Below are 15,076 nucleotides of genomic sequence, written 5' to 3'. Positions count from 1 at the left end.
TTACCCCCATGATTACTGGTAAACTTTATATGTTTCAAACGGAAAAATAACCGTATTACCTTTGGAGGTGCTTTTTATATGTCATCCGTAGTAGTAGTTGGAACACAATGGGGAGACGAAGGAAAGGGAAAAATCACAGATTTCCTTTCAGAAAATGCCGAAGTGATTGCCCGTTATCAGGGGGGAAACAACGCAGGCCATACAATCAAGTTCAATGGTGAAACATATAAACTGCATTTGATTCCATCAGGAATTTTTTATAAAGAGAAAATCAGCGTCATCGGAAACGGAATGGTTGTCGATCCAAAAGCACTTGTAAAGGAACTTGCCTATCTTCACGATAAGGACGTCTCCACTGACAATCTTCGAATCAGCAACCGCGCCCATGTTATCCTGCCATATCATCTGAAGCTTGATGAAGTGGAAGAAGCAAGCAAGGGTGCCAATAAGATTGGCACGACAAAAAAGGGGATCGGCCCAGCGTACATGGACAAGGCTGCCCGTATAGGAATCAGGATTGCTGACTTGCTGGATCGTGAAGTATTTGAAGAAAAGCTTACCCGCAACCTTGAAGAAAAAAATCGCCTCCTTGAACGCATTTATGAGACAGAAGGATTCAAGATTGAGGACATTCTGGATGAGTATTATGAATATGGCCAGCAAATTAAGCATTATGTTGTTGACACTTCCGTCGTTTTAAATGATGCATTGGACGAAGGCCGCCGAGTGCTGTTTGAAGGCGCACAGGGAGTAATGCTTGATATCGACCAGGGTACATATCCCTTTGTTACCTCTTCCAATCCAGTTGCTGGCGGAGTGACAATCGGGTCTGGAGTAGGGCCAACGAAAATCACTCATATTGTAGGTGTTTCCAAAGCCTATACGACTCGCGTAGGTGATGGTCCGTTCCCAACTGAACTGGACAATGAAATTGGAAACCAGATTCGTGAAGTAGGCCGCGAGTACGGGACAACGACAGGCCGCCCGCGCCGCGTTGGCTGGTTCGACAGCGTCGTCGTCCGCCATGCCCGCCGAGTCAGCGGAATCACGGACCTATCCTTGAATTCCATCGATGTTCTGACTGGGATTGAAACGCTTAAAATTTGTGTGGCCTATCGCTATAAAGGTGAATTGATCGAAGAGTTCCCTGCAAGCCTGAAGGCACTCGCTGAATGCGAACCAGTCTACGAAGAACTGCCAGGCTGGACCGAAGACATCACAGGCGTGAAGTCACTCGATGAACTGCCGGAAAATGCAAGACACTATCTCGAACGCATTTCACAGCTGACAGGTATTCCATTATCTATTTTCTCAGTCGGTCCAGACCGCACCCAGACAAACGTCGTGCGCAGCCCTTGGAGATCATAATTTAGCTAAAAATAAGCCCCTGATCATGGAGATCGGGGGCTTATTTTATTGTTGCGGCCGGTTTTCCAGCCGTTTTCCAAGTCGCGGAATTATGGGTTGAATTCACGGAATTAATGTGTGATTCCGCGGGAATGCCAGTCTGACTCGCGGGAATAGTCCATATGTTCGCGGAATTAGCCAGTAACTATGTAATTTTCGAGCAAGAAATATTCAAATTCAGAAGAATTACTACTGAATTCGAAGGGGAATTGCAGGATAAAAGAAAAAAGTAAAAAAAGTTTATAAAAAATATATACAAAAGACAAATTGCTATGGTAATATAAACAACGTTGTCACTAATTCGACAAAAAATGATAAACATTTATAGGAGCCATTAGCTCAGTCGGTAGAGGGTTGCTAACTTCACTGAAAATGCTTCAGCGGCAACCTGCGAGAAATACCGAAGGTCTTTTGAGCACAGGTTCCACCTCCAACCCAGTTATGGGAGTAAGATGATTATATAGCGAGCCATTAGCTCAGTCGGTAGAGCATCTGACTTTTAATCAGAGGGTCGAAGGTTCGAGTCCTTCATGGCTCACCATTGCTTTTTCAGGTCAATCATTTTGGTTGCTATTTTTATATGGCCCCTTGGTCAAGCGGTTAAGACACCGCCCTTTCACGGCGGTAACACGGGTTCGAATCCCGTAGGGGTCACCTTATTACATATTTAATTGAATATTATTATGGCTCAGTAGCTCAGTCGGTAGAGCAGGTTGCTCACATCCTCGACTAAGCTCCAGCGGCAACCTGCGAGAAAGACCGGAAGGTCATTCGAGCAAAGGACTTAATCAACACATAGTTTAGGGAACATAATATCATCTTGGCTCAGTAGCTCAGTCGGTAGAGCAAAGGACTGAAAATCCTTGTGTCGGCGGTTCGATTCCGTCCTGAGCCATTAAAAAAGGGAGCGTGTCTAAAGACATGCTCTCTTTTTTTTGTAATACTTTTGTAATAAAGTCGGTAATCTTCCTATTATTAACATGTTTGTATTGGATTTAACAAGAAGGTTCAAAAACTTTCATTCAAAAGTAGGGGAATACCCTGATATTACTAGGTTTTTGGCTTATTTTGCGCGTGGAAGATAGGAAAATAGATCGATACAAAATGGCATTTATCTGACAAAAAACGTAATAAAATGTCAGCTATTATACATTTTTGTTACATAATGAAGACTAATCTTCCCTGCGAGACATTATATGGTAAAGTATAAAGGTACAATTATCAGATAATAGTTATATAGAACTAGACTAATAGTGTTTGACCGTTGTAGGAGGATCAGGATGAATAATTTAAAACATAGGCTGTCCAATCTTGCCGGCAAAACATCTAAAGAGATGAAGCCAGCAATAAAAAAGTCAATCATGGCTGCGGTTACTGTAGCTGCATTGTCTTTTGGTGCGGGAAATGCGGCACATGCGGCAGAATCTAAATTAACAACAACGACCGTATTTTACGTATATGTAAATGATAAATTTGCAGGAACTGTAGCAGACAAAACGCAAGTGGAGAAACTGGTTGAAGCTGAGTTAGCAGCTGCCAAGAAGGATTATGCGGACCTGGATGTCGATCTAGGGGTAGATGTATCTTATATTCCTGAGCAAGTGTTCAGTTCTGCAAAAGACTCCAATACAAGTGAAGTATTGGCTGAACTTAAGAGCCAGATTAATGTCCAGGCAGATGCTTCAGCTTTAGTGATTGGTGACAAACCTGTTGCTTATCTAAAAGACCAGGAAGCAGCTGATGAAGTACTCAAAACCTTAATGCTTGAATACATTACCAAAGAAGAGTTGGCTGAAGTGGAGAGTAAAAAAAATTCTCCTAATCTACCATTACCCGAAGTAAAAGAAAATGAAACTCGTTTATTAGACGCTAGTTTTACCCAGGAAGTTTCACAATCAAAAGAAAAAGTTGCTCCTGAGAAGATACTTTCTGTTAAGGAAGCTGTAGAGCTACTTAAAAAAGGTACTCTTGAAGAACAGAAGTATCGGGTTAAAGAAGGAGATGTATTGGGAAGCATTGCAAGTGACCACAATCTGGAGCTTGCCCAGTTGCTTTCATTAAATAAAGGGTTGGATGAAAATTCCGTCCTTAAGCCTGGTCAAGAGCTGAATGTAACTGTTTTAAAGCCTTTCGTTGAAGTGGTTGTCGACCGTCAAGTATATGCTAAGGAAGAAGTGGCTTTCGAAAAAGAAGTCATTGAAGATCCTGCAATGCCTAAGGGTGATACTAAGAAGAAGCAGGAAGGCAAAGTTGGTATGAAGGGCATCACCTACTCACTGACTGAACAAAATGGCAGGGTAATCAAGAAGGAAGTCATCAAAGAATCTGTACTTGAGGAGCCTGTGAAGGAAGTTATCGTCAAAGGAACCAAGGTTATGCCTTCCCGTGGAGACGGTACATTTGCATGGCCCACGAATGGCGGTTACATCTCAAGCCGTCAGGGTTACCGCTGGAGCAGGATGCACAAAGGTATCGATATCGCTAGGCCGAGTAATTACACAATCAAGGCAGCGGATAACGGAACCGTAGTATATGCTGGTAACAAGGGCGATGGATATGGCAATAAAATCATTGTCGATCACAATAACGGCTACCGTACTATGTATGCTCACCTTGCATCCATCTCTGTAAACGTAGGTCAGACAGTTGCTCGCGGTTCACAAATCGGTGTTATGGGAAGAACCGGAAACTCCACTGGTATCCATCTTCATTTTGAAGTTTATCAAAACGGCAGGATTATTGACCCGTTGTCTAAATTAAGCAGATAAAATTGAAACATAAAAAAGTCTCTAGCCAAACTAGAGACTTTTTTTATTACAGGTCCCTCTTTGGTATAGTACGGATATAAGCCAGTTATTTTAATGTTATGGGCAGGATTGGTACAATTGGGAAGAGAAGAATAGAAGTTGTATAACAGAAAAATTCAGTTTTTCTCTGTTTTACAGTAAAATAGATAAGATAGCATTTTTAAAAAAGAGAAGATTTTTCATATACGAATGATAATATGTTTTTAAAAGGAGAATTGGTATGGAGAAGAAAATTCTGGTTGTAGATGATGAGAAACCAATTGCAGATATCCTGCAGTTCAATTTAAAAAAGGAAGGTTACGATGTTTACTGTGCATATGATGGAAATCAGGCAGTTGAAATGGTCGAGGAAGTACAGCCTGATTTGATCCTGCTTGATATCATGCTGCCTTTGCGCGATGGCATGGAAGTCTGCCGCGAAGTCCGCAAGAAGTATGAGATGCCAATTATCATGTTGACGGCCAAGGATTCAGAGATCGATAAGGTTCTCGGCCTTGAGCTTGGAGCGGATGATTATGTCACGAAGCCGTTCAGCACGAGAGAATTGATTGCAAGGGTAAAAGCGAATCTTCGCCGCCACCAGGCGAATGCAGTCAAAGAGGATGAGCAAGAGGAATCAAATGAAATTAGTGTCGGTTCTTTGACGATCCATCCTGATGCTTACGTTGTTTCCAAACGAGGAGAAACAATTGAATTGACGCATCGTGAATTCGAACTGCTCCATTATCTTGCCAAGCATATTGGACAAGTCATGACGAGGGAGCATCTTCTTCAAACGGTTTGGGGTTATGATTATTATGGCGACGTTCGTACCGTTGACGTTACTGTAAGACGTCTTCGTGAAAAAATCGAAGATAATCCTAGTCATCCAACGTGGATCGTGACAAGACGAGGAGTAGGCTACTATTTAAGAAACTCTGAGCAGGAGTAAGAACAGGGATGAAAAAAGTCGGTTTTTTTCGCTCCATACACCTTAAATTTGTGCTTATATATGTCCTGCTTATTCTCGTGGCGATGCAGATCATCGGAGTTTATTTTGTCCGCAAGCTCGAGACGACCTTAATGACCAATTACCAGGAATCTGTAAAATCCCGAGTGGACCTGCTGGTCTATGATCTCCAGGAGGAAATGGTCAAGGAACGCGGGAAGGAAGATCCCACGAAAGAGGAAGCAATTAGGCAAATATTAAGTGATTATAATAAGACCAATGATATTTCTGAAATCCGGGTAATTGACGGCAGCAGTTTCAAAATACTTGGAACATCAAGCACTAGCAATCAGGGGCTGGTTGGCCAAAGAACACCTGATGTCAAGATTAAGCGTTCGATCATCTTTGAAGAAGATGAAGATGTCATCCAGTGGGACCCAAAATCGAATAAGAGAGTTTGGGTACTATCCACACCTATCATGCATAACAGTGAAGCAATTGGTGCGGTCTACCTTGTGGCGAGGATTGATAATATTTTTAAACAGATGAATGATATCAATAAAATCCTTGCTACCGGAACGGCGATTGCTCTGATTTTCACAGCTATTCTGGGAATCTTACTGGCACAAACAATCACCAGGCCGATATCCGATATGCGCAAGCAGGCACTGGCGATGACACGCGGTAATTTTTCCAGGAAGGTTAAAGTTTATGGCTACGATGAAATTGGTCAACTCGCGATTACTTTTAACAATCTGACGAAGAAGCTGCAGGAGGCTCAGGCCACTACGGAAGGCGAGAAAAGAAAGCTCAGCTCCGTTATTTCCTATATGACGGATGGCGTCATTTCAACGGACCGCAAAGGGCGGATCATCCTGATCAATGATCCTGCTGAGCAAATGCTGGGTGTTTCACGTGAAACAGTGCTTTCACAGCCTTTGGTTTCCGTACTTGGATTGGATGAAAATTATAGCTTTGAAGATTTGCTTCAGGAAAAAGACTCTATCATCCTTGATTACAGTACGAAACGTAAACCATTTATCCTTCGTGCGAATTTTTCGGTTATCCAGAAGGAAAGCGGCTTTGTAAATGGATTGATTGCGGTTCTTTATGATGTTACTGAACAAGAAAAAATCGATATGGAAAGACGGGAATTCGTTGCGAATGTATCCCATGAATTGCGGACTCCGCTGACAACTATGCGCAGTTATTTGGAGGCATTGGCTGATGGTGCATGGCGTGATGAGGAGATTGCCCCGAACTTCCTGGAGACCACCAGAGGAGAAACAGAGCGGATGATCCGTCTGGTTAACGATTTGCTGCAGCTTTCCAAGCTGGACAGTGTGGATTACCGTCTTTCAAAAGAGTGGGTGGACTTTCCGGTGTTCTTTAACCGAATCATTGATCGGTTTGAAATGACAAAGGAACAAAATGTAGCCTTTGTAAGGGAATTACCCAGTGAAGCCATTTTCGTAGAAATAGACGAAGACAAAATCACCCAGGTACTGGACAATATCATTTCCAATGCAATGAAATACTCACCAGAGGGCGGGACGATTACATTCAAGGTAAAAGAACTGGATGATCAGATTGTCGCAAGTATCTCAGATGAAGGTGTCGGCATTCCTAAGGATAATCTTGATAAGATTTTTGATCGTTTCTACCGAGTCGATAAGGCCAGGACACGAAAACTTGGCGGAACCGGTCTTGGACTGGCGATTGCCAAGGAAATGGTCAATGCCCACGGAGGAAAGATATGGGCGGACAGTGTGGAAGGGAAAGGAACAACCGTTCAGTTCACTCTTCCTTATGACCGGAGTGCAGAGGATGATTGGTCATGACATATGAAAATATAAAAACTGTTATTTTAACATTTCTCGTAGCATTAAGTGGTTTTTTAACATGGAATATCTGGACTTATCAGCCGGCCTATGAGCTAGTCAATAATCAAAGGACGGTAGAAGAAGTGAATATAGCCACTCAGAAGGAACTGAAGAAAATAGTCAAGCCACATCAGGTTATTTATCATGTGGGAGGCAAGCAGTTTGGTTCTGTGGATAATGCTTATATTGATGGGGTTATTGGTGTTATTGCAAAGTGGAAGTATTTTGATGTCGAAAAGTATCCTGGACGGGTCACTGAATTTAATGAGAAAATCGTCCAGGGGGACAACACCGAAATAATTTTTCCAGATGAGGTGCCTATCGAACTCTATAAAAGGGTATTGAATATTAACGAAAAGGATATCCCGAAATTTGATTTCGACCGCATTATCATCAATTCCGAGACACAGCAAAAGCAGGAAGGAATTGTCTACTTTTATTCGCAAAAAAACCAGGAAGTCTATGTCAGCAATGTCAGTCCGACCTATATAAATGATTTTACTGACAAATTCTATGAGTCTGCCAGAAGGCTGACTCCGTATTTCCTTTATACGGTATCTGATATCAAGAAGATCTATTTACCAACTGAAAAAGTTGAGATGGTCATGCACACTTATTATCAAAATCCTCTGGATTCAGACCTGTTCAAAGAAGCTCTTTTCACGGATCCAAGCTTTGTACAGCGAAGCGTGGTGGATGGCATTGAGGAATATACCGATGATGCCAGCAAAATGATTGTGGATACGCAAACAAATATGATTAACTATGTGAATCCTGTCCGGAGTGGGGATTCGGTCATCGGTACGAACAATGTTTTACAGAAAAGCATTGAGTTTGTTAACGAGCATGGCGGCTGGACGGAATCGTACCGTTACGTGTATAAGGACGATTTTAGCCAGAATGTCCTTTTCCGTCTGTACAGCAAGGAAGGATATCCTGTGTTCAATCAGATCGGCATGTCGGAGATTTACCAGCAGTGGAGGCAATCGGAAATCAGCCGATATGTACGCCCTGGATTCCATCTGGAGCTCCCTTTAAACCCGGAAGTCGTAACGAAAACACTGCCATCCGGTTATCAGGCACTTGATTATCTTCAGCGAAAAAAAGATTTTAAACCTTCTTTGCTGCAGAATATGATGCCGGGTTACTATATGACGCAGGGGCCGGAGAATTCAGTGATTCTGCTTGAGCCAGGCTGGTTCTATCTGTACGACCAGGAATGGCGTCAGCTTATATGGGAGGAGGAATTGAATAATGGATTGGAGTAGGATCAAGACAATCTTTATTCTGACGTTCCTCGTCCTCGATATTTACCTTGTATATCAGTTCATGAATACGAGAGATGCAGCACAGTATGAAATCCCGAGGGAAGCGCCGCTTGAGGAAAAACTGAAGAATGATGATATCAGCTATGGTGAACTTCCTGAGGCGAAAAATAAAGAACAATATCTTAGTGTAAGGGCAAAGGTATTCACTACCGTGGAAACGGAGAAGGTCAAGGGACAGTCCATCACTCTCGGGGATGGTACATCAATTGAAGCCAAGCTCGAAAAGCCGTTGAAATTGACAAGCAAATTCCAGCCTGCTGAACTGTCTGCCTTTATAAAAGCGAATATTTTTGCCGGAGAGCAGTATAAGTTCTGGAGCAAAAATGATGAGGCCGGAACGATTACGTATTATCAGGAGCATGACCAAAAAACGTTTTATTATAACAGCAACGCCAAATTGACTTTCTATTTTAATGAAGATCTTGAAGTGACTTCGTACAAGCAGACCTATTTGGAAATCATTGATGAACTGTCGGATGCAGAGGAATTGCTGCCGCCGCTCAGAGCGCTGGAAACCCTTTATAAAAAAGGTTTGCTTAAGCCCAAAAGCAAAATTACCGATTTTGAACTGGGATATTCCACGCTGGTATCCCTGACAGCTTCCCATGTGGTGACACCTACGTGGAGAATTGAAGTCAACGGCAAGGAAAACCTGTTTGTACATGCATTCGAAGGTCGGGTCATCCCGTTGACAGACGGAGAAAATAAAACGGAGTGAAGAGATATGAGTTTGCATTTTAGTGTTCTCGCCAGCGGGAGTACGGGAAATGCGATCTATGTGGAGACGGAGGGCCAATCCTTTTTAGTAGATGCCGGATTGAGCGGCAAACAGATGGAGGCTTTATTCAAGCAAATCGGCCGCGATATGAAAGACCTCTCTGGAATATTAGTGACGCATGAACATAGCGATCATATAAAAGGCATAGGAATCGTTGCCCGTAAGTATAAACTGCCAATCTATGCGAATGAAAAAACGTGGAAAGCGATGGACGGATTGATTGGGGAAGTCCCGCTGGACCAGAAGTTTTCTTTTGACATGGAAAGTGTCAAATCATTCGGCGGATTGGACATCGAATCTTTTGGTGTTTCACACGACGCAGCAGAGCCGATGTTCTATGTGTTCCATAATGACGGAAAAAAATTGGTGCTGATTACCGATACAGGCTATGTCAGTGACAGGATGAAGGGAATCATCACGAATGCTGATGCTTACGTGTTCGAGAGCAACCATGATGTCCAGATGCTGCGGATGGGAAGGTATCCATGGAGCGTCAAGCGCCGGATCCTGAGCGATTATGGCCATGTTTCCAATGAGGATGCTGCAGTCGCAATGAGCGAAGTCGCAGGAGATCAAACCAAACGGATTTATCTTGCCCATTTGAGCAAGGATAACAATATGAAGGACCTTGCAAGGATGTCAGTCGCGCAAACGTTGGAGGGCAAGGGAATCATTGTAGGCGAACAGTTCGATTTGATTGACACGGATCCAAAGACTCCGACGCCTCTAACAGCCATTTAAAGCGTTTATGGAAATAGATTTATAGGTAAAGGAGTAAAGGCATGAACAACGTCTTTACTCCTTTTTCAATTCTTGAAAGGGCTTATGATTTAGAAATTATCATGACAGGTAGTATAATATTTTGTATAAAAATGATTGTATCTATTGGTCAATGAAAGGGTTGGTGGACATTGGGTTATTACGATGATCAGGATTATCAAGGCAGGTATAAACCGCAAAACGGCAGGAAAGGCGGCTTTTTCTGGGCCAGCCTGGCAGGCGCAGTCATTGGGGCGTTATTGGTGATTTTCTCGATTCCCCTGTTATCGAACTTGGATGTGCTGCCATATAAGATTCAACTAAATAATCAATCAGCCGTAACAGATGAACAGAAGTCTGAAGACGATAAAGAAGATATTACTGCGAAAAAGAATGTTTCGATTGATGTTTATTCCCAGATTACCGATGCTGTCGACAAGGCCGGAGATGCGGTTGTAGGCATCACGAATATCCAGGAAAGCACAAACTTCTGGGGACAAACCCAGGAAGCAGGCGGAACAGGGTCCGGCGTGGTTTATAAAAAGGCAGGAGACAAAGCCTATATTGTCACGAATCACCATGTAGTAGCAGAGGCTTCTGAGCTTGAGGTCAGCCTTAGCGACGGGACAAAAATCCCAGCCAAACTTTTAGGAAGCGATATCTGGACGGATCTGGCGGTGTTGGAAGTGCCTGCGGAACAAATAAAGGTCGTAGCTGAGTTTGGGAATTCTGAGAAGCTGAAGCCTGGTGAACCCGTCATCGCCATCGGAAATCCGCTGGGCCTTACTTTTTCAGGATCCGTTACTCAGGGAATTATCTCAGGCCTGGAGCGGGCCATTCCGGTCGACGTCAACCAGGACGGGACACCTGACTGGCAGGCTGAAGTGCTTCAGACAGATGCAGCCATAAATCCTGGCAATAGTGGAGGAGCCTTGATCAATATCGAGGGACAGGTCATTGGCATCAACTCGATGAAAATTGCCCAGAGTGCCGTAGAAGGAATCGGATTATCGATTCCTATCAATTACGCAGCTCCCATCATTGATGACCTTGAGAAGACCGGTGAAGTGAAAAGACCATTCATGGGCGTCGAATTGGCTTCTGTTAATGAGATTTCGTCCTATCATCAACAGAATACATTGAAGCTTCCTAAGGAAGTGAATTATGGTGTTGCAATCAGAGGCGTTGAGCCGAATTTCCCGGCAGACAAGGCTGGCCTGAAGGAATATGATGTCATTGTCGAAATGGACGGCGAAGATATTCGTGATGTCGTCGATTTGCGAAAGCATCTGTATAACAAAAAGAAGGTCGGCGACGATATGCAGGTCAAGTACTACCGAAATGGCCAGCTGCAAGAAACAACAATGAAGCTGGGTGGAGAAACTTTATAGTCGTTGTCAATAAAAACAGGAGGCAGAAAGCTTCCTGTTTTTTGTGTTAAAATGGTCCTTGTGGATAAATTTAATAATGAATTTAAGCAAATGATAATCTTATTAAAAGAAGCTGAAAGGAAGAGAAAAATGAAGTATTGCTGCGCTGAACATGTAGAGTTGGCACTGGATGAGGCAGTTGATGAGTTTGAAGTTGCGCCTCAATTAACGAAGATAGAGGCTGTTGATAAGTCAGGGTTTGTCTGTGGATACTGTGGACAACCTGCTGTATATATTGTGGCGAACGAATGATCGCCTACTAAATGTGGATATCGATGTGAATATGTGGATAACTATTGTGGATAGATTGTTTGTGAACTGTTTGTAATCTGTTTGTAAAGTGGGGATGCCTGTGAATATCTCAATCGTGACGGTTGGCAAATTGAAAGAAAAATACTTCAAACAGGGAATAGAAGAATATCTTAAACGACTCGGAAGCTACGCAAAAGTAGAAGTTTTCGAAGTACCAGATGAAAAAGCACCGGAGGAATTAAGTGATAACGAAATGGTCCAGGTCAAACAAAAAGAAGGAGAGCGAATCCTCTCTAAAATTGGCCAGGATACCTATGTCATCGCCCTGGCCATTAACGGCAAGCTGAAATCCTCCGAAGAACTTGCAGACAGCCTGGACAAACTCGCCACCTATGGGAAAAGTAAAATCGCCTTTGTTATCGGCGGGTCTCTGGGACTGAGCGATGAAGTGTTGAAAAGGGCGGATGAACAGTTATCTTTTTCAAAAATGACCTTTCCACACCAGCTGATGAGGCTGATATTAGTGGAACAGATTTATCGGGCATTTCGGATTAATCGGGGTGAACCGTACCATAAATAAATGAGGTTTTTGAAAAGATATAACGAGCCTATTCAAGACTAGATATTCTTGAATAGGCTTTCCTTTTAGGAAGCAAATAATATATAGAATGGCTTATAAAAATTTTCCCTTAATATTATACTCGCGTTTAAATTAAAAATAGTGTTTTGATTAAAATCGCCCTTATACGAGTCACGGAGTCATGAACAATCATTTCATAAGTAAATCAATATTTAACAATCTTTTTAATTCATGAAGAAAGTATAGATGAAATTAATACTTATAATAGTTGTTTACCTATTTTATTAGAGATAAGATAAAAGATGAATTATGACTATTAGTGCTTTGTAGTCTTCAAAGGGGAGCAAATTGTGATAAAAATTTATGCTAATTTAACTGAAGATTTATTACGTTATGCTAATGAAAAGCTAAATGATTTTATTGAGAATTATTTTGAATTTAATGACGATGATTTTTCTGATATTTTCCCTGAGGTAATCTATAGGACCAAAGAAAAACAGTGTAGACAAGCTACAAAAGATTTATATTTATGGAGTAAAGATTATTTCGTTCATACACTTACTCCTTTACATGAATACGCTTTATATTCAATTATCAATATAGCTAGTGAGATTGATGATGATTATCGTGCCCATAATAATGGGGAAAGTCTATTTTTCTATGACATTGAACCTAAGATAAGAGAGGAGAATCCAGATATAGACGAGGAGAATCCTGATTGGGTGATGGGGGATTTGAATGAGTTTTATTTTTATTTCGAGAATTGCTTTCAAGATCATGACTTTTTAGATGTCCCCCTTTATTTATCAATTTTTAAAAATATGCCAACAAAAAAATTTGAATCTCAGTTTGGTATTGTATTAGCAGATTACGTGGATTTAATGCCACCTGATATTGAAGAAGAATATAAATCTCTTTTAAGCTTAAAAGAATTAAAAGATGAAATTTATGAGGTAACTATAAAGGATGACTTTTTGAACGTCGTTAAAAAAGGAATTGATAATTTTGTCCATTCAATTGTAAATCACGGTATTTATAAACTTCTTTGGTATAAAAATTATGAGCCAAGAGATGAAAAAGCAGTGCAGCTACTTTTTATGGCAACTAGTTACTTATATTTCCAAACAAATAACGTAGACGTTTCACCAGAAGCGAATATTGGGAGAGGTCCAATAGATTTTAAACTTTCAAGAGGAGTAAATGAAAGAATCTTAATCGAGGTAAAGTTGGCATCTAATCCTAAATTAAGACAAGGGTTAACCTTGCAACTGGTAAAATATTTACTGGCTGAGGAAATAAAAGATGCAGTATTTATGGTAATTGTATTTGAAAAAACAGAATTTAAAAAATTGAAGGGTTTGGAAAGAGAGGTTGATATAATCAATCAAAAGTATAATCTTAATATAATGATTGTTAGTGTGGATGCAACGAATAACAAACCTTCAGCTTCTAAACTTACTAGTGATTTTTCTCCACTTAATTAAAACAATAGTTATAATTGGTACCGTGAAACTATATCACAAGTAGGTGAGTTTATGTGAAGATAATGCAATGTTTGTAACATGTTTTATAGCAATCATTCACATAAAAAGCTAGTTTATTAAAAGAAACTTATTATTTAATAGGTATTGGAGTTTTTTTGCATAATAATAAGTCTTAATACGGAAGTCAGTAATTTAGATAATATCAAAACCGGAAATTTACCTTTATCCCTGAAATGTAGAATTTTATAGGATTATCGTCACTTACTTCAGAAAAAAAGAATTCCAGTAATGGAACGAAGATATTCGGTTTATTATTTTTTTTCAGATCCTATTCGATCTATTAAAATATAAACATCTGAGGTGTCAATAACAATTGTTCGACCGTGTGAAACAACAAAAGGAAGTTTATCACCTTATCTTATAATTCGAACAGTTGGGAGTTGTGACATATGTCTAACACCTAACTCTTAAAAATAAATAGTATTGCTTGGGAGGATTTTTTTTATAAATACCTCATTTTGATTAGTAACGGAGAATAACGGAGAACCTTATCATAAATAAATGAGGTTTTTTATTATCAAATGAAACAGTCTAACTTTCATTTCAGTTAGACTGTTTTTTTATGGAATATTTTGATAGATTAATTAAGTAAGGTTTTTTATGGATAATTTCCATTATAAATATATAAAATTTTATAATTTTGAGGTGATAATTTATGGACTTTTTGACATCAACTATTTTGTCTGGATTAGCTTGGGATGGGATTAAATCTACGGGAAAGATAACAGTTGAATTTTTAAAGGAAAAACTAAGAGGATGGCTAATTAATGATAATGATTTAGAAATAATTGTTGATAAGGTGAACGAAATTCCTGAAAGCTACAAAAAAAGCTCAAAGTTTTTAGAAGCTGCTATAGATGATGATTCTCAATTACTTGAAATATTAAATAGGATTCAACAAAGACAAGATATCCAAATTAATATGCAAGATTCTCACTTTGAAAAAAGTACTGTAAATAGTGGAGGAAGCCGCTCTACCTTTACAACTACTACAAACAATTATTATCAACTGCCACAAAATGAAAATATGCCAAAGACTAGAGCTGAGTTAAGAAAGGAAATCAAAGATATATTATTTGAAAATGCTACCGTATTTAAAATGTATGGACCAACAGAGGCAAACAAGTCTGACATGACAACGCAAAAACATGAAGCTTGGAGAAAATTGGCTCAAGAGATGATTGTTCCTAATAATGACCAGATAATTAAGTTATTAGAGGAAAATATTAATATATTAAATGAAGAAGAAAGAGAAACTTTAATCCAGTTTAAAATTCATGCTAAAGGATTTAAGGATAATCAAGTTAGAGAGGAAAGAATTGCAGATTATCCACAATTTCCAATTAAAATGAATGATATCCTAAGTTAGGAGATGTATAG

General features: G+C 40.3%; 12 protein-coding genes and 3 tRNA genes. All 15 read left to right on the top strand.

Features of this window, described 5'->3' with window-relative positions; genetic code table 11:
• Positions 1 to 78 precede the first annotated feature (78 nt).
• The 15 genes from QNH36_RS23795 to QNH36_RS23725 all read left to right on the top strand — a co-directional run bounded on the left by QNH36_RS23795 (position 79) and on the right by QNH36_RS23725 (position 15,065).
• The gene (locus QNH36_RS23795; protein WP_144479411.1) at positions 79 to 1,368 is read left to right on the top strand and encodes an adenylosuccinate synthase; all 1,290 of its coding nucleotides are present in this window, start codon (positions 79 to 81) and stop codon (positions 1,366 to 1,368) included.
• 504 nt (positions 1,369 to 1,872) lie between these two features.
• A tRNA-Lys gene (locus QNH36_RS23790) sits at positions 1,873 to 1,948 on the top strand.
• Between the two features lie 41 nt (positions 1,949 to 1,989).
• Positions 1,990 to 2,061 (top strand) — tRNA-Glu (locus QNH36_RS23785).
• Positions 2,062 to 2,229: 168 nt separating this feature from the next.
• Positions 2,230 to 2,302: transfer RNA gene (locus tag QNH36_RS23780), tRNA-Phe, on the top strand.
• A 385-nt stretch (positions 2,303 to 2,687) separates the two neighbouring features.
• On the top strand, positions 2,688 to 4,175 hold the full coding sequence (locus tag QNH36_RS23775; protein WP_283904426.1) for a peptidoglycan DD-metalloendopeptidase family protein: 1,488 nt from the start codon (positions 2,688 to 2,690) through the stop codon (positions 4,173 to 4,175).
• Positions 4,176 to 4,434: 259 nt separating this feature from the next.
• A complete protein-coding gene (gene yycF, locus QNH36_RS23770; RefSeq protein WP_144479407.1) occupies positions 4,435 to 5,145 on the top strand; it encodes a response regulator YycF in 711 nt (236 codons plus the stop codon).
• A gap of 8 nt (positions 5,146 to 5,153) precedes the next feature.
• Complete coding sequence (gene walK, locus QNH36_RS23765) at positions 5,154 to 6,983, top strand: cell wall metabolism sensor histidine kinase WalK (protein WP_144479405.1); 1,830 nt, start codon at positions 5,154 to 5,156, stop codon at positions 6,981 to 6,983.
• Positions 6,980 to 8,293 carry a YycH family regulatory protein gene (locus QNH36_RS23760; RefSeq protein WP_283904425.1) on the top strand — a complete coding sequence of 438 codons (1,314 nt, stop codon included), beginning with the start codon at positions 6,980 to 6,982 and terminating at the stop codon, positions 8,291 to 8,293. Before walK ends, QNH36_RS23760 begins: the two co-directional genes overlap by 4 nt.
• Positions 8,280 to 9,071 (top strand): two-component system regulatory protein YycI, encoded by a 792-nt coding sequence (locus tag QNH36_RS23755; RefSeq protein ID WP_283904424.1) that lies wholly within the window; start codon positions 8,280 to 8,282, stop codon positions 9,069 to 9,071. The genes QNH36_RS23760 and QNH36_RS23755 overlap by 14 nt, the downstream gene beginning before the upstream one ends.
• A gap of 6 nt (positions 9,072 to 9,077) precedes the next feature.
• A complete protein-coding gene (locus QNH36_RS23750) occupies positions 9,078 to 9,872 on the top strand; it encodes an MBL fold metallo-hydrolase (RefSeq protein ID WP_283904423.1) in 795 nt (264 codons plus the stop codon).
• A 170-nt stretch (positions 9,873 to 10,042) separates the two neighbouring features.
• Complete coding sequence (locus QNH36_RS23745) at positions 10,043 to 11,281, top strand: S1C family serine protease (RefSeq protein WP_283904422.1); 1,239 nt, start codon at positions 10,043 to 10,045, stop codon at positions 11,279 to 11,281.
• Positions 11,282 to 11,284: 3 nt separating this feature from the next.
• Complete coding sequence (locus tag QNH36_RS24030; protein ID WP_481825296.1) at positions 11,285 to 11,572, top strand: CxxH/CxxC protein; 288 nt, start codon at positions 11,285 to 11,287, stop codon at positions 11,570 to 11,572.
• A gap of 100 nt (positions 11,573 to 11,672) precedes the next feature.
• Positions 11,673 to 12,152, top strand: coding sequence for a 23S rRNA (pseudouridine(1915)-N(3))-methyltransferase RlmH (gene rlmH / locus QNH36_RS23735; protein ID WP_283904421.1), 480 nt, complete (start codon positions 11,673 to 11,675; stop codon positions 12,150 to 12,152).
• Between the two features lie 350 nt (positions 12,153 to 12,502).
• Positions 12,503 to 13,636: a DUF8371 domain-containing protein gene (locus QNH36_RS23730; protein ID WP_283904420.1), complete on the top strand. Its 1,134-nt coding sequence runs from the start codon at positions 12,503 to 12,505 to the stop codon at positions 13,634 to 13,636.
• A gap of 715 nt (positions 13,637 to 14,351) precedes the next feature.
• Positions 14,352 to 15,065, top strand: a complete 714-nt coding sequence (locus tag QNH36_RS23725; protein WP_283904419.1) for a hypothetical protein — start codon at positions 14,352 to 14,354, stop codon at positions 15,063 to 15,065.
• Positions 15,066 to 15,076 lie beyond the last annotated feature (11 nt).

It is taken from the genome of Mesobacillus sp. AQ2 (assembly GCF_030122805.1).
In the GTDB taxonomy this organism is placed as follows: Bacteria; Bacillota; Bacilli; order Bacillales; family Cytobacillaceae; genus Mesobacillus; species Mesobacillus oceanisediminis_A.
Note: the sequence above shows the minus strand (reverse complement) of the source record. Positions and strands in the feature narration are given on the sequence as shown.